22 protein-coding genes are annotated in these 24,324 nt (G+C 35.6%); 19 read left to right on the top strand and 3 right to left on the bottom strand.

The features are described 5' to 3' along the window. Positions 1-40 precede the first annotated feature (40 nt). The 13 genes from rfbH to FN756_RS08580 all read left to right on the top strand — a co-directional run bounded on the left by rfbH (position 41) and on the right by FN756_RS08580 (position 13,694). Positions 41-1,351, top strand: coding sequence for a lipopolysaccharide biosynthesis protein RfbH (rfbH, locus tag FN756_RS08520; RefSeq protein WP_142603282.1), 1,311 nt, complete (start codon positions 41-43; stop codon positions 1,349-1,351). 16 nt (positions 1,352-1,367) lie between these two features. Beyond that, positions 1,368-2,246 carry a glycosyltransferase gene (locus FN756_RS08525; protein WP_142603284.1) on the top strand — a complete coding sequence of 293 codons (879 nt, stop codon included), beginning with the start codon at positions 1,368-1,370 and terminating at the stop codon, positions 2,244-2,246. Next, a complete protein-coding gene (locus FN756_RS08530; protein ID WP_142603286.1) occupies positions 2,239-3,081 on the top strand; it encodes a hypothetical protein in 843 nt (280 codons plus the stop codon). The genes FN756_RS08525 and FN756_RS08530 overlap by 8 nt, the downstream gene beginning before the upstream one ends. Before the next feature lie 3 nt (positions 3,082-3,084). After that, positions 3,085-3,795 carry a glycosyltransferase family 2 protein gene (locus tag FN756_RS08535; protein ID WP_142603288.1) on the top strand — a complete coding sequence of 237 codons (711 nt, stop codon included), beginning with the start codon at positions 3,085-3,087 and terminating at the stop codon, positions 3,793-3,795. Continuing rightward, positions 3,777-4,571: a glycosyltransferase family 2 protein gene (locus FN756_RS08540; protein ID WP_142603290.1), complete on the top strand. Its 795-nt coding sequence runs from the start codon at positions 3,777-3,779 to the stop codon at positions 4,569-4,571. Before FN756_RS08535 ends, FN756_RS08540 begins: the two co-directional genes overlap by 19 nt. Positions 4,572-4,606: 35 nt before the next feature. Further along, positions 4,607-5,830, top strand: coding sequence for an MATE family efflux transporter (locus FN756_RS08545; RefSeq protein ID WP_142603291.1), 1,224 nt, complete (start codon positions 4,607-4,609; stop codon positions 5,828-5,830). 17 nt (positions 5,831-5,847) lie between these two features. After that, positions 5,848-6,762: a hypothetical protein gene (locus FN756_RS08550; RefSeq protein ID WP_142603293.1), complete on the top strand. Its 915-nt coding sequence runs from the start codon at positions 5,848-5,850 to the stop codon at positions 6,760-6,762. A gap of 44 nt (positions 6,763-6,806) precedes the next feature. After that, positions 6,807-7,616 (top strand): glycosyltransferase family 2 protein, encoded by an 810-nt coding sequence (locus FN756_RS08555; RefSeq protein ID WP_142603295.1) that lies wholly within the window; start codon positions 6,807-6,809, stop codon positions 7,614-7,616. Between the two features lie 18 nt (positions 7,617-7,634). After that, on the top strand, positions 7,635-8,747 hold the full coding sequence (gene gmd, locus FN756_RS08560) for a GDP-mannose 4,6-dehydratase (RefSeq protein WP_142603297.1): 1,113 nt from the start codon (positions 7,635-7,637) through the stop codon (positions 8,745-8,747). 395 nt (positions 8,748-9,142) lie between these two features. After that, positions 9,143-10,228 (top strand): mannose-1-phosphate guanylyltransferase, encoded by a 1,086-nt coding sequence (locus FN756_RS08565; protein WP_246085452.1) that lies wholly within the window; start codon positions 9,143-9,145, stop codon positions 10,226-10,228. Between the two features lie 70 nt (positions 10,229-10,298). After that, entirely contained in the window at positions 10,299-10,610 is a 312-nt protein-coding gene (locus tag FN756_RS08570) for a nucleotidyltransferase domain-containing protein (protein ID WP_142603299.1), read from the top strand. 314 nt (positions 10,611-10,924) lie between these two features. After that, positions 10,925-12,067: an MraY family glycosyltransferase gene (locus FN756_RS08575; protein WP_142603301.1), complete on the top strand. Its 1,143-nt coding sequence runs from the start codon at positions 10,925-10,927 to the stop codon at positions 12,065-12,067. A 37-nt stretch (positions 12,068-12,104) separates the two neighbouring features. Further along, positions 12,105-13,694, top strand: a complete 1,590-nt coding sequence (locus tag FN756_RS08580) for a hypothetical protein (protein ID WP_142603303.1) — start codon at positions 12,105-12,107, stop codon at positions 13,692-13,694. 79 nt (positions 13,695-13,773) lie between these two features. On the opposite strand, the gene dxs is transcribed toward FN756_RS08580, so the two are convergent. Next, positions 13,774-15,702 (bottom strand): 1-deoxy-D-xylulose-5-phosphate synthase, encoded by a 1,929-nt coding sequence (gene dxs, locus FN756_RS08585; protein ID WP_142603305.1) that lies wholly within the window; start codon positions 15,700-15,702, stop codon positions 13,774-13,776. Positions 15,703-15,888: 186 nt separating this feature from the next. On the opposite strand from dxs, the gene FN756_RS08590 reads away from it, so the two are divergent. Both FN756_RS08590 and glyA read left to right on the top strand, forming a co-directional pair. Then, positions 15,889-16,764: a segregation and condensation protein A gene (locus FN756_RS08590; protein WP_221929043.1), complete on the top strand. Its 876-nt coding sequence runs from the start codon at positions 15,889-15,891 to the stop codon at positions 16,762-16,764. Between the two features lie 106 nt (positions 16,765-16,870). Then, positions 16,871-18,142 carry a serine hydroxymethyltransferase gene (gene glyA, locus FN756_RS08595; protein ID WP_142603307.1) on the top strand — a complete coding sequence of 424 codons (1,272 nt, stop codon included), beginning with the start codon at positions 16,871-16,873 and terminating at the stop codon, positions 18,140-18,142. A gap of 578 nt (positions 18,143-18,720) precedes the next feature. On the opposite strand, the gene FN756_RS08600 is transcribed toward glyA, so the two are convergent. Further along, positions 18,721-19,413: a ComF family protein gene (locus tag FN756_RS08600; protein WP_142603309.1), complete on the bottom strand. Its 693-nt coding sequence runs from the start codon at positions 19,411-19,413 to the stop codon at positions 18,721-18,723. Positions 19,414-19,525: 112 nt separating this feature from the next. Next, positions 19,526-20,593, bottom strand: coding sequence for a 23S rRNA (adenine(2503)-C(2))-methyltransferase RlmN (rlmN, locus tag FN756_RS08605; RefSeq protein WP_142603312.1), 1,068 nt, complete (start codon positions 20,591-20,593; stop codon positions 19,526-19,528). A 131-nt stretch (positions 20,594-20,724) separates the two neighbouring features. Here rlmN and FN756_RS08610 point away from each other — a divergent pair, with 131 nt between their 5' ends. From FN756_RS08610 to FN756_RS08625, 4 genes are all read left to right on the top strand, one after another. Next, the gene (locus tag FN756_RS08610; RefSeq protein WP_142603314.1) at positions 20,725-21,918 is read left to right on the top strand and encodes an amidohydrolase family protein; all 1,194 of its coding nucleotides are present in this window, start codon (positions 20,725-20,727) and stop codon (positions 21,916-21,918) included. Beyond that, positions 21,900-22,430, top strand: a complete 531-nt coding sequence (gene idi / locus FN756_RS08615) for an isopentenyl-diphosphate Delta-isomerase (protein WP_142603316.1) — start codon at positions 21,900-21,902, stop codon at positions 22,428-22,430. Before FN756_RS08610 ends, idi begins: the two co-directional genes overlap by 19 nt. Positions 22,431-22,522: 92 nt before the next feature. Continuing rightward, positions 22,523-22,810 (top strand): acylphosphatase, encoded by a 288-nt coding sequence (locus FN756_RS08620; protein ID WP_142603317.1) that lies wholly within the window; start codon positions 22,523-22,525, stop codon positions 22,808-22,810. A 17-nt stretch (positions 22,811-22,827) separates the two neighbouring features. Then, the gene (locus tag FN756_RS08625; protein WP_142603319.1) at positions 22,828-24,312 is read left to right on the top strand and encodes a lipopolysaccharide biosynthesis protein; all 1,485 of its coding nucleotides are present in this window, start codon (positions 22,828-22,830) and stop codon (positions 24,310-24,312) included. Positions 24,313-24,324: the final 12 nt, after the last annotated feature.

Raw genomic sequence — 24,324 nt, forward strand, 5'->3', positions numbered from 1 at the left:
TAATGTAAAATAATTGATAAAGATATATATCTTCTAAAGCATGGAATTAGTGAAAAACTGTAATGTCGATTCATTGCAAGATAGTATTAGAGAAATTGCAAAAAAGAAAACTACCCAAATAATTGTTCCGGGTGAAAACTATATTCCTGTAACAGGAAAAGTACTTGATGAAGAAGATTTATTGTTAGGGGTAGAATCGGTTTTGGATGGATGGTTAACCGCTGGTCGTTTTTCTAATCAATTTGAAAAAGAATTTGCATCGTATTTTGGAGCTTGCAAATCGTTATTGGTAAACTCTGGATCATCTGCAAACCTAGTTGCTTTTTATACACTGACTTCTCCAAAGCTTGGAAACAGAGCAATTAAACCGGGAGATGAGGTGATTACGGTTGCGGCAGGCTTTCCAACCACCATCAATCCAATGATTCAGTTTGGAGCTGTTCCTGTGTTCGTTGATGTTGATATTGCTACGCATAATATCAAAGCAGAAATGATTGAACTTGCTATTTCTCCTAAAACGAAAGCCATTATGATTGCTCATACTCTTGGTAATCCTTTTAATTTGGATGAAGTGATGCGAGTGGCTAAAAAATATAATTTATGGGTGGTAGAAGATGATTGTGACTCATTGGGAGCAACTTATAACGGTAAGAAAACAGGCACTTTTGGTGACTTGTCAACTTTTTCTTTTTATCCTGCTCATCATATTACGATGGGAGAGGGAGGAGCTGTTGTAGTTAATAATCCTGAATTAGCTAAAATCGCTGAAAGTTTCCGCGATTGGGGCCGTGATTGCTATTGTGAGCCAGGTAAAGATAATACCTGTGGATGCCGCTTTGGGCAGCAATTAGGTTCATTGCCTTATGGTTACGATCATAAATATACCTATTCGCATATTGGTTTTAATTTGAAAGTAACTGATATGCAGGCTGCACTAGGAGTTTCCCAGTTTAAAAAGTTGGATTCATTTGTTGCTAAACGTCGTGAAAATTACAAGGCCTTATATGAAAGAATGAAACAATTTGAAGATGTATTCATTTTACCTGAGCCTACTCCTAATGCCGATCCTTCTTGGTTTGGTTTCTTGTTAACCCTACGTGAAGGTGATGCAGCCGATCGTCATATGCTAGTACAGCATTTGGAAGAAAAGAAAATTGGAACCCGATTATTATTCGGAGGGAATTTGTTGCGCCAACCCGCTTATGCAAATATTCAACATCGCATTGTTGGTGATTTAACCAATACTGATATCATTATGAATCAATCATTTTGGTTGGGAGTTTGGCCTGGCCTAAATGAATCTCATTATGATTATATGGCTGATGTGATTGACAGTTATTTAAAAGGATAAATTGTTTTTTAAATTATTGTCAAATAAACAACATATGCGAATCTCAGCATTCCTTCCCGTTTACAATGAAGAAAAACGAATTGATTCGGCGCTAACTTCTTTACAATGGTGCGATGAAATAATACTACTGGACAAGTACAGTACTGATAGAACCGTTGAAATTGCTCGTAGGTATGGAGAAAAAGTGAAAATCTTTTTCATGAATAACTCTGAAACTTATGATGCTAATGAATGGAACTTTCTGTTTGATCAATGTAGTGGAGAATGGATCATTCGTTTTACAGCTAGCGATATTATGCATCCTGAATTAGCTTTAAGTATTCAGACTTTAATTAATAATGATTCATTCAACTACGATATTATTGAAATTCCATTTAGAAGATATGTTTTAGGACTGCAATCAAAATACTCCCCTTGGCATTCAAATGTCTGTCCAATGGTTTTTAGAAAATCAGCACTTTATCTTGATAAGCATGATGTACATCATGCTTTAAAATTTAAGGGTACAACTTATACCATGAAAGGGCATGACGTTTATTGTATGCATCATTTGACCCATGAAACGGTTGATATAATGATGGAACGTCATTTAAGATATTTAAGAGGAGAGTCCAGAGGATTTGAAAGTGACGAATTGAGAAAGCCATTTATTTCAGTTATCCTAGAAACTTTAAAAGTTTTCTTTTATCGTAGATCATTTGTTTTAGGATGGGATGGAATTATGCTGGGTTTTGCATATATCACATATCATATGATGTCATTTGTATATAAATGGGAGAGAAAAAGAAATAATGCCGCCGAAGTTTATAGAGTTTTGAGAGAAAACTCTATAGAAGATTGGAATAAGAATTCTTTGAATAAGGTTAATATTTCTGAGAACAATTATTATGAGTAATTATAAAAAAGTTTTTTGCTCGTTTGGAGATTCTAGATTACAGAAAAGCCTGAAAAGAATTAAGGATCAAGCGGTTGAAATGAACGCGTACGATAAAATATTTATATACGATGAAACTTTCTTAGATACCTTATTCCAGAATAAGTTCTCTGATAAATTGAAGCCAGGCTGTAGAGGGTTTGGTTATTGGTGTTGGAAACCTCAAGTTATTTTACAAACGCTTGAGAAAATGGATGAGGGGGATATTTTACAATATTCCGATTCTGGATGTCATCTTAATAAAAATGGGAGAGACCGATTATTGCAATATTTTGATATAGCTAAAAATAGTAATTCAGGAATTTTAAGTTTTAGAACTAAACATGAACATGAGCTTTGTTCTGGTGAAAGTTTTTATGCTAATTATGAATACAAATATAACAAGGCAGATCTATTGCAATATTTTAATGTTTTGAATGATAGAAGATTTACTCATACTGTTCAATATGAAGCAGGAATAATATTTATCCGAAAGGAAAAATTCACTGTTGAGTTTATAAAGAGATGGATTGCAACTTTTTCTGAGAATTTTGGATTTATAGATGACTCTCCTTCAAAAATTCCAAATCTGGATGGCTTTATTGATCATCGGCATGATCAAAGTATTTATTCGATTTTATGTAAAATAAATGGAGTGAAAGAACTGTTTTCAAGTGAATATTATGTTGAAGGAGATTGGAGTCAACTTGAAAATTATCCAATTTGGGTAAAAAGAGATATGGATTTTGGTTTGGCGCATAGAATTAAAAGAAAAATTAAAAGCGGCCTGAAATATTTTATAGCGAAGTTTTCTTAATTTATGGTTAAATACTCGATTATCACAGTTTGTTTGAATTCGGAAGAAACTATTGAGAGATGTATTCGAAGTGTACAATGTCAGAAAGGCCAGAATATTGAGCATATTGTTATTGATGGGTTATCTTCAGATAAAACTTTGGACATAGTAAAGAAATACGAAGATGTTACTTATCTATCAGAAAAGGATAACGGCATTTATGATGCAATGAATAAAGGTGTTAATCTATCAAAGGGGGATTATGTATTATTCCTAAACTCTGACGATGAACTTAAATGTAATTATTTTGAAGAGTGCGATAGAGTGCTTGAAAATTCTGATTTTGATTTTTTAGGGGTTGGAGTAAAAATGATCTCTAATCAAAATGTGCGTGAGTGGATTCCTGAAAATTTGAGTTTGCTGAAACACTTGTGGAGAATGCCCATTCCTCATCCGGGTTTCCTTGTTAAAAGAAATTTGTTTTTAAAGTTAGGTGGATTTGATACACAGTTTAGAATAGCTGCTGATTACGATTTTGTATTAAGGCTTTTTAGATTGACGAATAAAGGAGCAGTATTAAAAAAGAGTTTAGTGAATTTTTATTTGGGGGGAGTTAGTAATAGTAGTAAAATACTAGCGGAAAATCATAATGTTCGTATTAAAAATTATAACAGCCAGGTTTTTATCTACTTGGCTTATGCCTTGGATTATTTGAGATGGATAAAAAACAAATAGACGTTTCAGTTATAATACCTTATTATAATGCCAATCACTGTATCGAAAGAGCACTAAGTTCAATAAATGAGCAGTCTTTTTTACCTAAAGAGGTTATCATTGTGGATGACTGTAGTGATGAGGCCTGTTCGCTGAAATTTATAGAGGAAAAAAAAAGCCTTTATTCGTTTGAAATTAAGCTTTTATATCACAAAAATAATTTGGGAGCATCTGCTGCCCGTAATACTGGTATAAGGGAAGCGCGTTGTTTATATGTCGCATTTTTGGATGCTGATGACTGCTGGATTGAGGAAAAATTAGAAATACAACTGAAGCGCATTGGAGAATATGATCTTTTGTATAGCCATTATTCAGAATCAAAAAGTCAAATTAATCAGGGTAAAATCAATCAGGAATTAATAGGCCATAAAGAAGTTTCTTATTTCGATATTTTGAAAAAGAATCTTTCTCCAGTTACTTTATTAGCGAAGAGAGAATCCCTTATTTTTTTTGATGAAAGATTTAGACGGTGTGATGATTTTAAAATGTCTATTGAGGCTCTGGCGAATGGACTTAAAGTTGGTTTTTTAGACTTTGACGTTTCTTATGGATTTAAAAAAGCTATAGGGGAATCAGGGCTTACAAAGTCATTAGTTAAAATGTCAATTTCATATTTGAAAGCCTGTGCTTATTTAATAATAGAATATCCTAAACTAATATTTACCATGCCTCTTTTTATTTTGTTTGAGGTATTCAAGTTTCCGATCAGATGTTTAAAAGTATACTTCATAAACTGAAAATAAGTAATGTTGTAATCGAAAGGGGCATTAAAATGCTGTATACAATTTTGAATTTGTATTTAGGAGCAAATTTTCTTTTTCCAAAAGATTTTTTGATTCTGCAGCAAATTACATTGTTTCAATCCTTTTTATTATTTGCAATTTCTTTACCTGTAGGTTCAATTTTTATTCGTTTGGGTAATTCAAATTTGGAATACTTTAAAACTTTAATTGGTGGAACAGTATTATTTAGAGGTCTAATAGGAACATTGTCAATATTGGTATTTAATGTTTATTTGCATTATGCAGGTTATGCAATTAGTGACATTGGAACTATTGCTCTAGGTCTTCTACCTACTTTAATAAGCTCAGTTTTCTTTATAGATATTATTCCGCACATCTTCAATTTTGAAGGACGTAAAAACTGGGAACTAATTACAGTTTATAGTCTGTTTTTTATTGTAAAATGTCTAACTATAATTGTTTTTAAATCTATTTGTTTAAAAATATTAATAGAGTTTTTTGAATCAATAGTTCTTGTCTTTTGGGTTAATTTAACATACTTAAAAGGAATCTTTCAATTTAGCTTAATTAAATCCTCTTTTAAAAGATTGTTAAAAATGATTAGATTTTCAACAGGATTGTATTTAAATGGTATTTTGTCAGTTTTTATTTTAAGGATTGATCAATTTGTGTTAATTAATTTTATTGATAAATCAACTCTAAGCAAATATATGTTAATCGTCTCAATTTCTAGTTTGTTTTTAATTCCAATGACCCTATTGGGAGAGAGATTAGCATTTACAATTACAATGGCTAAAACACAATCAAAGGCAATATTTAAGGAGAAATCAGTTAAATCTTTATTAACATTTACTTTGTTGAGTTTAGTGTTATATATAATATTTGCAGGGATATTTACTCATGTTAGTTCCATTTTTTTTAAGAGAAATTTAGATGATTTATTTATTGTGGGTTTAATTTTAGGATTTTCTATAGTTTCTAATTCAATTGGAATGGTGTTAGGGCAAATAAACACGACAATTAATGATGGAGTTTATACGATGAAAAGGAGTTTTATAGGGTGTATTTGCATGTTTATTGGGGTAAATATAGGTTTTAAATTATACGGAATAATTGGGGTGGCAATAGCTGCATCTTTTACACTTTTTTTAACTAACATTTTGTTTTGGTTTTTTTCTGAAAGAATACGAGAGGTTTTATTTTATCACCCGGTTCAGAAAAATATAATGTCATTAAAGGAACAAAGTAATTAAATAAAAATTAAAGTATTTTGATTTCTTCAGTGAAAAGTTTTCGATTTTTAGTTTTTATTCTTATTGTGCTTATTGAAGGCTTTATTTTATTTGCTTTATTTAATCAATCAATAGCAATAGAAGGTGATGTGGTAGCCTATCTAAATCTAGCGAGAGGTATTATTAATGAAGGAGATGTGTTTGAGCCCGCATCCTTTTTTTTATTTAAACTTATTGGATTATTTCCCTTAGAACTACACTTCCTACTTTTATTTTCTTTAGTTTATTCTTTGTCTATTTTAGAAAGCTGGGCAATATTAAAAAAAACGAACTCCATCTTATGGTTACTTTTTTTTGTTTTTTCAATTATGCCATTTGCACATGCAATTAATATAAGAACTGGTTTTGGTGCTTTTTTTATTATTTTATTTTATAATAGTTTGTGGGCTGTATTTGTTTTGCCATTTTTTCATGCCTCATTTTTGCCCTTAGTGTTAGGTTGGAAAATTAACTTTTCAAGATTTAAGTTTTTTATTGTTCTGGTAATAGGTCTATTAATTGCCTCAATTTTAATATCAATAGTATCGAATAAGCTTATTACTTACTATGGATATCTTTCTCTTGATGGAAGTATTTTAGGATTAATTACAGAAATTTTATTATTAGCATTATTCATATATTACTTTAAAAAGAAATATACAGTTAAATCTCATTTGCTTTGGAATAGAGTTCTTTATATAGTTTTGGGGGTTGCAATTATTACTATTCCCCTGGCGATTATTTCGTCTCGTTTTGTAACGTTAACATACCTTTTAATACTTATTCTTAGACTTAATTCTTTTAAAAAGAATAAAAAGAAGGGAACCATGAATGGTTTAATTTATTTGATTCTCTTTGGTAGTTTGATTGCATTTAGAATTTACAGGGTATTAACGATGTTTGGGTATGTATAATAGTTGTTTAATTCAGTATTTTATTAAAGAAAAAATTGTTGAAAATGAAAACAACGGCTTCTATTGTTTTATACAATAATAATGTTGAGGAGCTGACTTATGTAGTCAGTTGTGTATTAAAATGCAAGTTTATTGATAAGTTGTATTTAATCGACAATTCCCCTAAAAGTCTATCCCAAAGTTTTAGAGTAGATGAAAGAATTGAATTTATCTTTAATAATGCAAACTTAGGATATGGTAAAGCACATAATATTGCCATTCAAAAATCAAAAGGATTAAGTAAGTATCATTTAATTTTAAATCCTGACATTTCATTTTCTGAAGGCACATTGGAATCCATATATAACTTTATGGAGCAAAATCCAGATGTTGGACAATTGATGCCCAAAATACTCTATAATGATGGAGAAATACAACGTTTATGTAAACTACTACCTACTCCATTTGATTTAATAGGGAGACGCTTTTTTAAGCATTCAGGATGGGCTCAAAAGCGTAATCAGAAATATGAGTTATGTGGCTTTAGTTATGATAAGATCATAAATACACCTTGTCTTTCAGGTTGCTTTATGTTTTTTCGTAATGAAATATTGCAAGAATCAGGTGGTTTTGATCCTAGGTATTTTATGTATTTGGAAGATTATGATCTAACCAGAAGGGTGCATAAATTGACAAAAACAATCTTCTATCCTGAAGTTCAGGTATTTCATGGATTTAAGAAGGAGTCTTATTCTAATCCTGTTTTGTTAAAGCATCATATTCGTTCAGCTATTAAGTATTTCAATAAGTGGGGTTGGGTATGGGATAAAGATCGAGATGAATTGAATAAACAGATTTTGAGGCAGGTTAGTTAATATTAGATTAAAGACATAATGAAAAAAGCACTACTTACAGGTATAACAGGCCAAGACGGAGCATATTTAGCTGAATTTTTATTAAAAAAAGGATACGAAGTGCACGGCATCAAACGCCGCTCTTCATTGTTCAATACCGATCGAATTGATCATCTATACCAAGATCCACATGAAGAAAATGTGCGTTTTAAATTGCATTACGGAGATTTAAGTGATTCAACCAATTTAATTCGGATTATTCAGGAAGTACAACCGGATGAGATTTACAACTTAGGAGCGATGAGCCATGTAAAGGTTAGTTTTGATACTCCGGAGTACACCGCTAATGCAGATGGTATAGGTACTTTGCGTATCTTGGAGGCTATTCGTATTTTAGGATTAGAGAAAAAGACTAAAATTTACCAGGCCTCTACTTCTGAGTTGTATGGATTGGTGCAGGCAGTTCCTCAATCAGAAACCACACCTTTTTACCCGCGTTCTCCCTATGCAGTTGCTAAAATGTATGCCTATTGGATTACGGTAAACTACCGCGAAGCTTATAACATGTTTGCTTGTAACGGCATTCTGTTTAACCATGAAAGCCCGTTACGAGGAGAAACCTTTGTAACTCGTAAAATTACCCGCGGTACTGCAAAAATAGCCATGGGCTTACAAGACAAATTATACTTAGGCAATTTGGATGCGAAGCGCGATTGGGGACATGCTAAGGATTATGTAGAAGCAATGTGGTTAATCTTACAACAAGATAACCCGGAAGATTATGTAATTGCAACTGGGGTTACTACGACTGTTCGGGATTTTGTTCGTATGTCATTTGCCGAAGTAGGCATGGAAATCGAATTTAAAGGGGAAGGTGTGGATGAAAAGGCTTACGTAGTTTCATGCTCAAATCCTGATTATATTATTACCGAGGGAACTGAAGTTATAGCTGTTGATCCTCGTTATTTCCGTCCTACAGAAGTGGATTTATTGATTGGTGATCCTACAAAATCTAAAACTAAATTAGGTTGGGAACCTAAATACGATCTTCCGGCGTTGGTGAAAGAAATGATGGTAGCAGATGTAGAGCATTTCCGTAAAGAAAAAATGTTGGCTGATGCGGGTTATGCAGTGAAAAATCAATATGAATAGTCCCGAAGGACAATGAATAGCTCTGTGTAATCTCTGAGGTGAAACAATTAATCAGGAGTTGCACAGAGTTTGTAAATAATAAACTTTGAAAGCGGAAAGCATCTACATCCCTTGAAGCAGGAATTGCTAAAGTTTATGAAGAAATAAAGGACACTATCTGGAATTAAATTCTTAAATAAATTCTATGGACCCTGCAAGTTCGTAATCATTCAGGTTAGCGACCTTCAATCTTTCCTGTTTGTATTTAGGAATACTTCCAAATTAGTGGAGGAAAGATTGCAGTCGCGTTCCGGATACTCGGTCCCGCCGACCGCGGAGGCGAAAAATTGCCGAATTTGTATAAAAAAACCAGTCCATTATAAATTAAATCGTTCGAATTACCAGGCTTTGGTACAATGAACAACCGAAAAACAAGTATGACCAATACCAATAATTACGTATTAATCATGGCCGGCGGCGTTGGTTCTCGTTTCTGGCCGAAAAGCCGTGTTGAATGCCCTAAACAGTTTATCGATATTTTGGGGGTTGGTAAATCTTTTTTGCAGTTAACCGTGGATCGCTTCAAAAATGTGGCTCCACAGGAAAATATATACATAGTTACCAATGAACAATACCGTGATTTGGTAAAAGAGCAATTACCTCATTTTACTGAGGAACAGATCATTTGTGAACCTTCCCGAAATAATACCGCTCCTTGTGTTGCTTATGCTTCGTTTAAATTATTTGCCAAGAATCCCAAGGCAAATGTCGTGGTGGCTCCTTCCGATCATTTTATTTTAAAGGAAGATGTCTTTGTGGAAAAGATACAAGCAGTATTGGAATTTACAGCTTCGAATGATGCCTTGCTTACCTTGGGTATTACGCCAACCCGTCCGGATACCGGCTACGGTTATATCAATTATGAGAAAGCGGATAAGGGAGAAATCAAGAAGGTCATTCGCTTCACCGAAAAACCTAAACTGGAAAAGGCGAAAGAGTTTTTAATTTCCGGCAATTATGTATGGAATGCCGGGATCTTTATCTGGAATGTGAAGTCGGCTTTGAAAGCATTTGAACAATATTCTCCTGAAATTTATGAGTTGTTCAATGCCGGAATGGGTCATTATAATACTTCTTCCGAGAAGGTATTTATTGATGAATATTATCCAGCTTCTCCTAACATTTCCATTGATTATGCGATCATGGAAAAGGCGGATAATGTGTATACCCTGCCTGCTGATTTCGGTTGGTCCGATTTAGGAACCTGGGCCTCTTTATATGAAGTGGCCGAAAAGGATGAAAATCAAAATGTAAGCAATTCCGATCAAATTTTGAGTTTCGAGGCAGAAGGGAATATTATTCATCTTCCCGAAGGGAAAAAAGCCGTTGTTAAAGGTCTGAACAATTTTATTGTGGTGGATGATAAAGATGTGCTGTTGATTTATCCCAAGGAGCTGGAGCAAGAGATTAAAGCGGTTTCTGAGCAAGTGGCATCAATGTAATTGTAAATATGAATTATTCATTGATTTTCAGTCGAAGATGGAAAGTTTAGCAAATTTGTAATAATGAAGTTTGGTTTTAGATGAGCATACTGTTAATGCAATCTTAGGTATTTTTAAGAAATATCCTGAAATTGAAAAAGTCTTGATCTATGGATCCAGGGCCATGAATAGGCACAAACCATCTTCGGATATAGACATGACACTAGCAGGAGATCAGCTTGATCTTTCACAATTGTTAAAGTTGGAGAATGAGCTTGATGTTTTGCTGTTGCCGTATAAAATAGATCTTTCATTATTCAGACAAATAGACAATCAGGATTTGATCGATCATATTAACCGAGCTGGAGTAATTTTCTATGAGAAGCGCAAAACCAATGATTAGTCTTTTTCCTCGCGAACCCTACCCAAGAAGAGATTTTCGAACACATCTCACATCGTTTACAAACTGAATGATTATGTCGTGCTTAATAGTATCAAACTAATAAAGCTTTATGTTATTGCTGTAACAATCCTATTATCTTAACCATAATGGGATTTGTTTTTTGATGCAATCTATTGATTATAAGGGAATTGTTTTTTAGTTTTTTTGGTAATTAAACCTTCAAGTATTTTTCACCTCAAAGTTAAAATGTTTAACTTTGAGCAAAATTATAAGTATACCTAAATGAAATTAATCTAAACCAAACCATCACATCTATGTTTTTATATCTACTTATCTTTTTTACTAGTTTATTGGTGGTGAGTTTCTCAATTCCATCCATTATATATGTAGCGTTTCGAAAAAGGCTGTTCGATGTTCCTACAGAGGAACGGAAAATACATACAAAAATCATCCCCAACTTAGGCGGTATATCCATTTTTACAGGCTTTTTATTCTCCACCTCCTTATTTATTAACAGTTCGCTTTTGCCTCAGGCGGGTTTAATACTTGCTGCCGGTATTATTTTATTTATAGTTGGCTTAAAAGATGATCTGGTTGGTTTAAGCCCTCTGAAAAAATTAGGTGCGCAAATTCTTGCCGGTTTAATTTTAGCAATATTGGCAGATATTCGCATTAATAGTTTTCATGGAGTTCTGGGCATAAATGAAATTTTTTATCCCTTAAGTATTGCCTTTACTGTTTTTGCTGTTGTAGGTATTGTCAATGCCTTTAACTTAATTGATGGAATTGATGGACTGGCTGGAAGTTTAGGAGTAGTTATATCCATTTGTTTTGCGCTTTTATTTCATTTAATGGGTAATCAGGGATGGGCGTACATGGCAATTGCAATGGCAGGGGCGCTGGTAGGATTTCTCATGTATAATATTTCACCGGCAAAAATATTTATGGGCGATACAGGCTCCTTATTAGTCGGCATGTTTGTGGCCATATTTAGTATTAAGTTTGCTGCTTATAGCAGTGACAATTTGTTAGTTATTAACGGATTTGAATTGAAGTCGCCGTTGGCCTTAACTGTTTCGATTCTGATTGTGCCCTTATTTGATACACTACGGGTCTTTACTTTACGCATATTAAACAGCGATTCCCCGTTTAAAGCCGATCGTAATCACATGCATCATCGCTTAATTGATCTTAACCTTTCTCATACCATTGCTACACTAATTCTTGTTGGAGTAAGTGTTGCTTTTTTTGCAGTTGCGCTAGCTTTACAGCATATCGGCAATGTTCAATTATTGATTACACTAGCCATGCTGGCACTTCTTTGCAATTCCTTATTAACTTTATACATTCATCAGCGAAAGCGCAAATTGGAGGACGACGCCAAAATGACTATGTTGAATCCTATTGAAAATCAGCGATTTGTAGAGTCAGTAATAGAGCGGATCAAACAAGATTAAAATTCTTTTTTAAAAATTAATTCCAGAATTCATACCTGTGAAAATTTGCCTTCGTATTTTAGTTGTTTCTATTTTAGCGCTTTATTCATTTTCTGCAATTGCTCAAACCACAACCAATTTAGGTACTTATGTTTCGGTTATTGAAGCTAAACAACTGTACACGGATTTGCTGCCTCGACATACGTCAATACGCCCCTATTTAAAAGAAAACAAGGACTGGGCCGATACAACTACCGTTTTTGAATTTTCTGAAAAGAGAAAAAGCTTGGTTTTACGCAAACTTTTTGATGAACACTTAGTCGAATATCATCAACCTGGATATTCACTTGCTTTTGATTTTTTGCCGGATTTTCAAATTGGCAAAGAATCAGGGAATAATCAAACACTATGGTTGAATACGCGTGGGTTTTATCTTGGAGGAAGCATTGGTAAAAACTTTAGCTTTTATACCACTTTCTATGAAAATCAAGGTGTTTTTCCTGCTTATGTAAAAAGTTTTGCGGATAGCAATAGAGTTATTCCTGGTCAAGGTGAAGTTCGCCCGTATGGTAATGGTGGTTTTGATTATGCTTATTCTGCAGGCCGGTTATCTTACACTCCTTCTAAATTCTTCAATTTTGATCTTGGCTATGATCGCAATTTTCTAGGTGATGGATACCGCTCGCTTTTGTTATCGGATGTTACAACTCCCTATCCGTATTTTAAAGTAACAACTACTGTTGGGCCTCTGAGGTATTGGGTAATGTGGTCACAGCTGATTGATATGCGTGCACCGCAATTTTCTTATGATACTGGTTACCGAAAGAAATGGGGTGTATTTCATTACTTGGATTGGAATGTTTCGAAAAAAGTTTCAATCGGCTTATTTGAGAATATTATATGGCAGGATGCTGACTCAACAGGAAAGAGGGGTTTTGACTGGAGTTACATGAACCCGTTTATTTTTCTGCGCCCGGTTGAATTTGCGAACGGCTCTCCTGATAATGCCATGGTCGGAATTAATGCAAAGTATAAAGTTTTGAAAAAGACTTCAGTTTATGGACAGTTTTTTCTGGATGAATTCAAGGAGTCAGAGCTTTTCAGTGATAAAGGATGGTGGGCAAATAAGTGGGGTGCACAAATCGGATTTAAGTCATTTGATATCTTCAAGGTAAATAACCTCTATGCGCAAGGAGAGTTTAATACAATAAGACCTTATACCTCTTCTTCCCGCACCAGTTTGATTAATTACGGTCATTACAATCAGCCATTAGGGCATCCTTGGGGAGCTAATTTTAGAGAATTGCTTGGTATTATTAATTATACCTGGCAACGCTTTGATTTTAGAGGGCAACTTAGCTATGGCAACTATGGATTAGATGCTCCGGGAGACAATTTTGGTAAAAACATATTTTTGTCGTACGATACACGTGAAAGTGACTATGAGAATCACATCGGACAAGGTATTTTTACTCATCTTTATTTTGGCGATTTTAAAACCAGTTATATTTTTAATCCCAAATACAACTTAAGATTAGAGCTGGGCTTAGCTTATAGAAGAGAAAAAAATGACCTTGCAGATAATAAAGCTACAATCATTTCATTTGGGTTGCGCAGCTCCTTCAGGAATCTATATAATGATTTTTAATAGTATCAGAATTATATCAAAACAAAAAAACGCTCGTTTTATCATGAAAACGAGCGTTTTTTATATTCTTAATTCTTTTTTATATCGCCATTAACTTAGCGGAATGTTCACCGGCAAGTTCTTTCACCGTTTTTATGATCGCTGCAGCGTCGTAATTACATTCATTGTATAATTCAGGTTGTTCACCATGTTCAATAAACCGATCTGGAATTCCCAGGCGTTTTACTTGAGCATTGTAACCGTGATCTGACATGAACTCCAGCACCGCGCTACCCATGCCGCCAACTAAACAGCCATCTTCAACTGTAACTATTTTCTTGTATTTGTTAAATACTTCATGCAACAGATTTTCATCTAAAGGCTTTACAAAACGCATATCGTAATGTGCCGGAGAAATGCCTTCAGCGTTTAATTCTGAACAAGCTTTTACTGCGTAATTGCCAATGTGGCCGATTGTAAGAATTGCAATTTCTTCTCCATCACAAATTTTTCGTCCTTTACCCACTTCAATTGCCTGCATTGGTCGTTTCCAATCGGTCATAACACCATTGCCTCTAGGGTAGCGGATCACGAATGGGCCCATGTTTTCTTGTTGAGCCGTAAACATCAAATTGCGCAGCTCTTCTTCATTCATTGGGGCTGAAACCACGATGTTGGGTATACAGCGCATATAAGCAAGATCGTAAGCGCCATGATGGGTAGCTCCATCGGCTCCCGCAATGCCGGCACGGTCAAGACACATAACCACATTTAGTTTTTGTATTGCAACATCATGGATCACCTGGTCATAGGCTCTCTGCATAAATGATGAATAAATATTACAGAACGGAATCATGCCTTGTGTGGCCAATCCGGCAGAAAAGGTAACTGCATGCTGTTCAGCAATCCCAACGTCAAAAGCACGATCAGGCATTGCCTTCATCATTATATTTAAGGAAGAACCACTAGGCATAGCAGGAGTGATGCCCATAATCTTTGGATTCTTTTCTGCTAATTCAACAATTGTATGTCCGAAAACGTCCTGGTATTTTGGAGGCTGAGGCGCAACTGTAGCCGACTTCTTAATTTCTCCGGTTATTTTGTCAAATAAACCGGGTGCATGCCACTTGGTTTGATCTTGTTCGGCAAGTGCATAGCCTTTACCTTTTACAGTTATGCAATGCAATAGCTTGGGGCCTGGAATATGTTTAAGATCTTCAAGTACTTTAGCTAAGTGAGCAACATTGTGGCCGTCAATGGGGCCAAAGTACCTGAACTTAAGAGCCTCAAAGAAGTTACTTTGTTTAAGTATCGACCCTTTGATCGACTTTTCAACCTTTTTTACGATTTCCCTGGCATTTGGTCCGAATTTGCTAATTGGGCCTAGCACTTTCCAAACATCCTTCTTTAATTTATTGTAAGATTCGGAAGTGGTAATATCAGTGAGGTATTCTTTCAAGGCCCCTACATTAGGGTCAATGGCCATGCAGTTATCATTCAAAATCACTAAAAGATTTGAATTTTCAACGCCGGCATGATTCAAGGCCTCAAACGCCAGACCGGCAGTCATGGAGCCGTCGCCAATAACGGCAATATGCTGACGATCTTTCTCATTTTTATAATGAGATGCTACCGCCATGCCTAATGCTGCAGAAATTGAAGTAGAAGAATGCCCCACCCCAAAAGTATCGTATTCGCTTTCTGTACGTTTTGGGAAGCCACTTATTCCACCGTAAAGACGATTAGTATGGAAAAGATCTCTGCGTCCGGTAAGGATTTTATGCCCGTAAGCCTGATGGCCAACATCCCAAACCAGTTGATCATAAGGAGTATCAAAGATATAATGTAATGCAACACTGAGCTCAACAACTCCTAAACTGGCTCCAAAATGCCCTCCATTAACAGAAACAACATCAATAATATACTGCCTTAATTCTTTACACACTTCCTCTAGATCTTCTACCTTCAGTTTCCTGAGGTCGGCGGGATAGTTGATTTTTTCTAATAATGGTCCAGCTTCAACCTGCATTTTTATATTTTTAATTTATATAAGCTGAAAAAATAGAACAACAAGGTTATTTATGTTGAGCAAAAACTAGTCTTTATTCTTGTGTCTTGATTCTTTCGCCTTAAAATAAGGTAGCAAATATAATACTTAACCTCGAATGTGTTTCATTAGTTTTTTATATCGGATTGAATAACATAAACCTGATTGATGGAAAAACCTTTCTTGGGTTTAATTGAAGCGCTTAATTTTTGGAAAAATTACCTGCTTGATTATGAATGCGGAAAGCTATTTTTGCGACTGATAATTTTAGACGTTTTGAGTTTCGAAATTAAGTTACCGCAGTTTGAGGGTCCGTTCGATTTACTTCTCTTCTTCATTGAAAGGGATGAGCTGGATATTCATGATATTCCTATTGCCAGAATTACCAATGATTTCTTGGGATATATACATCAATTGCAGGCGCTTAATATTGAATTAGCAAGTGAATTCATTCTTGTAGCTGCAACGCTCATGCGCATTAAGGCTAAATTATTAATTCCTCGTCCGGAATTGGATGCTGAGGGTAATGAAATTGATCCGCGAAAAGATTTAATTCAAAAACTGCTCGAGTACAAAAAATATAAAGCGGTTCTTGCTGAATTTCACCATTTGGAAGAAGAACGCTTTAAACAGGAACGGCGTGGTAACATTGCAAAAGAATTACAGGAAATTGCCTCCCAGGCAGCTCCGGGAGAGGAATTGCAAACACTGGACCTCTACCGCTTATTAATGGTTTACGAACGTGTCGTAGCTCGTTATAATAACGATCAAAAAAAAGTAGTACATACCGTTGTTCAGTATCCCTATACGATTGAACAGCAAAAAAAAGCAATTTTAGCCATGTTTGCTGCTGCCGATCGCGTGAGTTTTGAGTCGGTCTTGTCGGCTAGTAAAGATAAAGTTCAGTTAGTTTATAATTTCCTGTCCATACTTGAATTGCTTCAGCAGCAAATGCTCGACATAAACATCGGTTTAGGTTTTAATAATTTTTGGTTGAGCCGAAAAGTGACCGTTGATGAATCTGTTGAGGAAATGGAAAAATAAATCCCGTCAAAACAATGCTTTTCTGCTGTCAAATTAACTTCAGAAAAAAAGTATTAAAATAATTGTCTGTGAGTTAGTAAATTCGCGGCTTCTTTTAATACTTATCATGACACGCGACAAACTCATTTTTGATCTTATTGCAGAAGAAGCAGAGCGCCAAGAAGAAGGCATTGAACTGATTGCTTCTGAAAATTTCACCAGCAAGCAGGTAATGGAAGCTCAAGGTTCTTGCCTTACCAATAAATACGCTGAAGGTTTACCTAAAAAACGTTATTACGGCGGCTGCGAAGTTGTTGACGTGGTTGAGCAGATTGCTATTGATCGTGCTAAACAGTTGTTTAATGCTGAGTGGGCAAACGTTCAACCGCATTCTGGAGCACAAGCAAATGCTGCTGTATTTTTGGGTGTTTTGCAAGCCGGTGATAAAATTCTAGGTTTTGATCTTTCTCATGGAGGTCACTTAACTCATGGTTCGCCTGTGAATTTCTCAGGGCGTAATTACAAGCCATTTTTCTATGGTGTAGAAAAAGAAACTGGTTTGATTAATTATGCACAAATGGAAGAAGTTGCTTTGCGTGAGCAACCGAAGTTAATCATCTGCGGAGCATCGGCTTATTCACGTGATTGGGATTACGCTCGTATTCGTGCTATTGCAGATAAAGTAGGAGCGTTGGTTTTAGCTGATATTTCACATCCTGCCGGTTTAATTGCTCGTGGTTTGTTAAATGATCCGTTACCTCATTGTCATATTGTAACAACCACTACTCATAAAACGTTACGCGGTCCACGTGGAGGTATGATCATGATGGGTAAGGATTTTGAAAATCCTTGGGGATTGAAAACTCCTAAGGGTGAAATTCGAATGATGTCGTCAATTCTTGATGGTGCTGTTTTTCCTGGTACTCAAGGTGGCCCGTTAGAGCACGTGATTGCAGCTAAAGCAGTAGCTTTTGGTGAAGCATTAAGCGATGAGTACTTTGAGTACATTATGCAGGTTAAAAAGAATGCTGCACGTATGGCCGAAGCATTTGTTAAACGTGGTTATGAAATCATTTCAGGCGGAACCGATAATCATATGATGTTAATTGATTTGCGTAATAAAGGCATTACTGGTAAAGCTGCTGAAGCTGCATTGGTACTTGCAGATATTACAACAAATAAAAACATGGTTCCTTTTGATGATAAATCACCATTTGTAACTTCTGGTTTCCGTGTAGGAACAGCAGCTGTTACTACGCGTGGAATGAAAGAAGAACACATGGATGTAATTGTGGAATTGATCGATCGCGTATTGATGAATATCGATAATGAAGATGAATTGGCAAACGTGAAAGACGAGATCAATGATTGGATGGAAGAATTTCCTCTGTACAGATAGATAAAAAATAAATGCTATTAATATTAAAGGCGATCAATGAGAATTGGTCGCTTTTTTTGTGGAATAAATTTCGGAAAAGCTATAAAAGAAAAAGGGGCCAACATTGTTAGCCCCGTTTTCTTCTAAATTTTACGCTCTCTGTAAGTCTTTTACGCGCACAAAATCAAAAGGTTACAAAAAAATGAATTATTATAAATAAAGAATTAATCTCATCTGAAGGTAGGGCATAAAAAAAAGAAAGCAAGATTAACATGTGCTAATCTCGCCTTCTATCTAAATTTACGCTCTCTGCTAGTCTTTTACGCTAAAAAAACGAAAAGGTTACTTTTTTTGTAAATTCTCTGTCAAGAAAAAGTAAAATGAAATCGGATAGAAGGAGTGCACGTGGAGTCAGGGTAGGGTATAAAAAAAGAAAGCAAGATTAACTTACGCTAATCCCGCCTTCTATCTAAATTTACGCTCTCTGTGTAACTTTTACGCTTGTAGTATTAAAAGGTTACATAAATTTTAAAAAAAATATTTAATTTTTTGTGATTAACTGAAGGTCAGTGCTGATTTGTGTGGTAAGATAAGATAGGTTATTTGGCATAAGAAATTACAACAATACTTACCTTTTTACAGCCTGCATTTAGTAATACTTCAGCACACGATTGTAAGGTTGAGCCTGTGGTTACTACATCATCTGCTATTAAAATATGCTTTCCTTTTACAAACTCAGGATTATCTACCGCAAAAATGTTCTCTACATTCTCAAAGCGTTGAAATCGATTTTTTCGGGTTTGTGTTTCCGTAGCTAAAATCTTTTTGAGGACGTTCTCATTTATTTCAAGGTTCATTGAAGTGCTTAGTCCTTGTGCAAAAGAATTAGCTTGGTTATATCCTCGTATTTTAAGTTTGGATTGGTGAAGTGGGACAGGGATAATCAGGTCAATGTTTTTAAAGGCGTTCGAAAGTTTTAGTTGATGGCCATAAATTTTTCCGATTTTTTCGCCAATGGCCTTGTTGCCTTTGTATTTAAGCTGATGCAAAAGATTTTGAACTTTTCCTCCCTTTCTGAAATAAAAACAAGCTGCGGCATTTTCGATGTGTACTTTACCCCAAAATTGTTTAGCAACAGCGTTTTCAGGATCATGGTGAAAGTTGGTGTACGGTAAATTATGTAAACAATAGGTACAGATTAATTCTTCTCCACGAAATAGATTATTGCCACAAGCCTGGCAAAGTTCGGGGAAGAGCAATGCTGCAAAATCTGATAAATAGGTTTTTATCAAAGTGGAAAGTTTGAGTTTTTTAAGTTAAAAATTTTAATTTAAATTTAAAGCTCAAACTTTTACTGAAAATTATGAAGAATTACTATTAGACTTAAATCTGTGGGTCGAAGACTCAGGACTGCAAACTGCCTTCTTTTTGCTTAACCGCTAACTGTCCGCAAGCGGCATCAATATCCTTACCTCTGCTTCTTCTAATGTGTACGTTCACATTGTGTTTACGCAAATGATTGGCAAAAGCATCCAGTTTATCTTCTCCGGTATTTTGAAAAGCGGCGAAGGCGATAGGGTTGTATTCGATAATATTGACTTTACAAGGAACTTTTTTGCAGAATTTTACCAGTTCTGCAGCATCCTTGATTTCATCGTTAAAGTTTTCAAATACGATGTATTCGAAAGTGATAGGGTTTTTAGTTTTGTGGTAAAAGTATTGAAGCGCCTCAGCCAATGCACTCAATGAGTTTTGCTCATTAATAGGCATGATTTCATTACGCTTTTCGTCATTCGCCGCATGTAGTGATAATGCAAGATTAAACTTCACGTTATCATCACCTAATTTCTTAATCATTTTGGCAATACCGGCAGTGGAAACGGTAATACGTTTGGCTGCCATATTTAAACCATCTTCAGATGTGATACGCTCTACCGATTTCATCATGTTGGCATAGTTAAGCAAAGGTTCGCCCATGCCCATGTACACAATGTTGCTCAACGGAATCCCGTAATTCTCCTTTGCTTGTTTATCGATCAACACTACTTGATCATAAATTTCATCCGCATTCAGGTTTCGTTTACGGTCCATGTAGCCGGTGGCACAAAACTTACACGTTAAACTGCAGCCCACTTGTGAGGATACGCAAGCTGTCATACGATCTTCTGTAGGAATCAATACGCCTTCAATGATATTGCTATCATACAACTTGAAGGTGTTTTTGATCGTTCTGTCAGAGCTGATTTGTTGATGATCCAGCTTTACCGCATTAATGGTAAAGTTTTGAGTAAGTTTTTCACGCAACTCTTTGGAAAGGTTGGTCATTTCTTCAAAGCTCCAGGCAGATTTTTTCCATAGCCATTCGTACACTTGTTTTGCCCTAAACGCCTGTTCGCCCATTTCAGTAAACAGCTTTTTAAGATCATCTAATGCATATGAACGTATATCTTTCTTTGCCAAAACCTTTTCCATGGCGCAAAGGTAATAATTTTACTGATACTGATTAGGGTCAATTAATAATGTAACTAATTAACTATCATTGGATTGGTTTTCTAAATAGAATCTTTACAATGCTTATTCTAAATAAGAATTATCTTTGAAAGATGCGCAAAATCACAGCCGATTGGATATTTACCCTTGCTACTGAACCTCTTAAGAACGGAGTTGTGATCCTTGATAATCAGGGGACTATTCTTGATTTGTTACCCAATGCTCAGGGTTTGGAAGAGGTTGAAAAGCTAAACGGAGTGCTTTGTCCAGGGTTTATTAATGCTCATTGTCACCTCGAGCTTTCTCATTTGCGAGATAGGTTACCTCAGAAAACCGGCCTGGTTACTTTTATAAAAAACGTTCAGCAATTTCGTAATGCGGCAGATGAAGAAGTGTTGTCGGCCATTGAAAAAGCGGAAACCGAAATGATCGCAAACGGAATCGTTGCGGTAGGCGATATCTCTAATTCATCTATTTCTTTCTCACAAAAACAGAAATCGAATTTACGTTACCATACTTTTGTAGAAGTATTCGGCTTTAACCCTGAAAGTGCTGAGGCGATTATTGAAAGGGCAAATAACTTGCTTCGTGCAGCTCCGCAAACAGCATCTGTAACGCCGCATGCACCCTATTCGGTATCTGAAAAGTTGTTCAAATTAATTTCTAACTCCGAACTTTCAATCCGAAACCCACAACTATTATCTATTCACAATCAGGAAACCATTGAGGAAACTAAATTCTTTGAAGATAAATCAGGTGAGTTTTTGGACTTATATAAAACCTTCGGCCTGGATATTTCTTTCTTTCAATCTTCGGGGAAGACTTCCTTGCAAACTTATTTGCCTTGGCTCGGACAGGCTAAGACATTGTTGGTGCATAATACTTTTTCCAGCCAACAGGATATCGATTTTGCAAAGGCTAGGGGCGAAAACTATTTTTGCCTTTGTCCGAATGCGAATTTGTTCATTGAAGATGCATTGCCCGATATGCAATTATTGATGAAGAACCAACTACCGTTAGTAATCGGTACCGACAGTCTTTCGTCGAATACAAGCTTATCGATTTTGGATGAACTGAAAACACTTCAGCATCATTTTTTAGAAATTAATCTGATTAGTATGCTTAATTGGGCGTGTAAAAACGGAGCAAGGTTTTTTGGTTGGGATGATTTAGGAACCATTGAAAAGGGAAAACGCCCCGGCTTGAATCTTATACAGAACTTGGAAAACTTATCGCGAGCTGATGAGGTTAAGTTGACAGCAGCTTCCAGTGTAAAACCAATAAAACTATGCAAGAATTACTTTTAGTTGATCATCAGGATAATGTAATTGGCTACGGTGAAAAGCTGTCGGTTCATCAAAAAGGTGAACTCCATCGTGCGTTTTCAATTGTGGTGTTCAACTCCAAAGGAGAGTTGTTGTTGCAAAAACGTGCGAAGGACAAATATCATTCGGGCGGTTTATGGACAAATGCTTGTTGCAGCCACCCATTAAAAGATGAGGAACTTGAAGATACGCTCCATAAAAAGTTAATGGGGGAAATGGGATTTGATTGTGAATTGCATTTCCTTTATAAGTTCATTTATCGCTCAGTATATGAAAACGGGCTTACTGAACATGAATATGATTATGTATACGTTGGGAGCTTTGATGGCAAGCCAAACCCGGATCCGGAAGAAGCCGAAGATTTCAAATGGATGAAAGTGGAGAATATTAAATTGGATATCCTTCAGCATCCTGAGACATATTCAAGCTGGTTTAAACTTATCATTACTGAACTCGACCAGTATTCACAGCAGATTCATAAACTGATTTTCTAATTTCGAATTCACTTGTCCCCTAAGTAAAAAGTTTTAGGCTACATATATGTATCTATGAGCTATCTGAAAAGAATTACAATACTTAGAAATCTATGAAACATAAAAACATACAGGTTATTGGTAAAGTACAAGGCGTGTATTTTAGAGCCAGTACAAAAACTGCTGCCGAGCAAATCGGGGTAACAGGTTTCGTGAAAAACCTGGAAGACGGGTCGGTTTATATAGAGGCAGAGGGAACGGAGAAGCAATTGGAACAACTGATCAATTGGTGCCATAAAGGCCCTGACAGGGCAAAAGTAGAAGCTGTAAGAACCGCTGATGGTCCTTTGCAGAATTTTACAACCTTTGAAGTGGTTAAAAAGTCTATTTTTGGATTCTGATTAAAAAACCAGTTACATTGTCGGTATTAAAAAAATTTGCAGGCCAAACGGCTATTTACGGATTGAGCAATATCCTTTCACGCATGCTCAACTTTGTTCTAACCCCATTATATACAGGTGTTTATTCTACAGGTGTTTACGGTGTTTTTACTATCATGTACTCTTATGCATCTATCCTCAATGCCATTCTGGCCTATGGGATGGAGACTACTTATTTCAGGTATCTGCATAAAGAAAAAGATAAAGAACTAGTTTATAGCAATTCATTTTTTGGGGTTGCCTCGGTAGCAGTCTTGTTTCTTATACTAGGTTTATCTTCTGTCGGGCATATTGCAAACTGGCTGCAAGAAGTCAATACATCGATTAATTATGCGCCCTTTGTTCGGTATTTTATATGGATTTTGGCAATTGATGCGATTTGTGTTATCCCATTTGCAAAGCTGAGGGCTGATGAGCGTCCATTGCGATATGGCGTTATTAAGATTGTGAACATTTCTATTTTCATTGCGCTGAATTTATTGTTCCTCCTTATTATTCCGGCTATTATTAAGCATAAATGGCCAATGCATGAATTCCTTGAACGTCATTATCAATCGAATTGGATAGGGTATGTGTTCATTTCAAACCTAATTGCGAATACTATAACTTTGATCCTGCTTCTGCCTGAAATCATGAAAGTGAAATTCAGGTTTAGTATGGATATGTTTGGAACCATGCTCAGTTATAGTTGGCCAATTTTGATTGCTAACATTTCTTTCATCATCAATGAAAATCTTGATAAAATTTTATTGAATAATTACCTCCCAGCTAACATAAGAATAAGTGAAGTTGGTATTTATGGCGCTTGTTGTAAACTCGCGATTTTCATGAATATTTTCATTCAGGCATTTAGGCTGGGGGCCGAACCGTTCTTTTTTAGTCATTCAACAAATGCAAATGCTCCCAAAACTTACGCAACCATTATGAACTATTTTGTGATTATGGTTTGTGTGATTTTTGTTGGATTGATGGCTAACCTTGAAATATTAAAATATTTCCTTGGATTGAAGCACGGGAAAGCGTTTTGGGTCGGCCTGCCGGTTGTTCCGATCTTATTGCTGGCTTATGTGTGTTTGGGCATTTATATGAACCTTTCGGTATGGTATAAGCTATCTGATCAAACCCGTTATGGCTTCTACATTTCGGCAGTGGGAGCGATTCTTACCATAATCCTTAATATCATCTTCATTCCTAAGTTCAGCTACATGGCTTCAGCATGGACTACCTTCATAGCCTATTTTACGATGATGGCGCTTTCGTATATTTTAGGCCAAAAAAATTACCCTATACCCTATAAGCTGAAGGATGCACTGTTATACATCGGAAGCTCTGTTTTACTTGTGGTTTTGTCGTATAAAGTATTTAATAACAACATTTGGACAGGGAATCTCTTGTTTCTTTCTTTTATCGTATTTGTATTTTTCAGGGAGAAAGATAATATTAGGAGACTAATCAGGGCTTAAACAAGAATGCTG

Origin of the sequence: Solitalea koreensis, from assembly GCF_900182575.1 — a bacterium.
Taxonomy (GTDB): domain Bacteria; phylum Bacteroidota; class Bacteroidia; order Sphingobacteriales; family Sphingobacteriaceae; genus Solitalea; species Solitalea koreensis.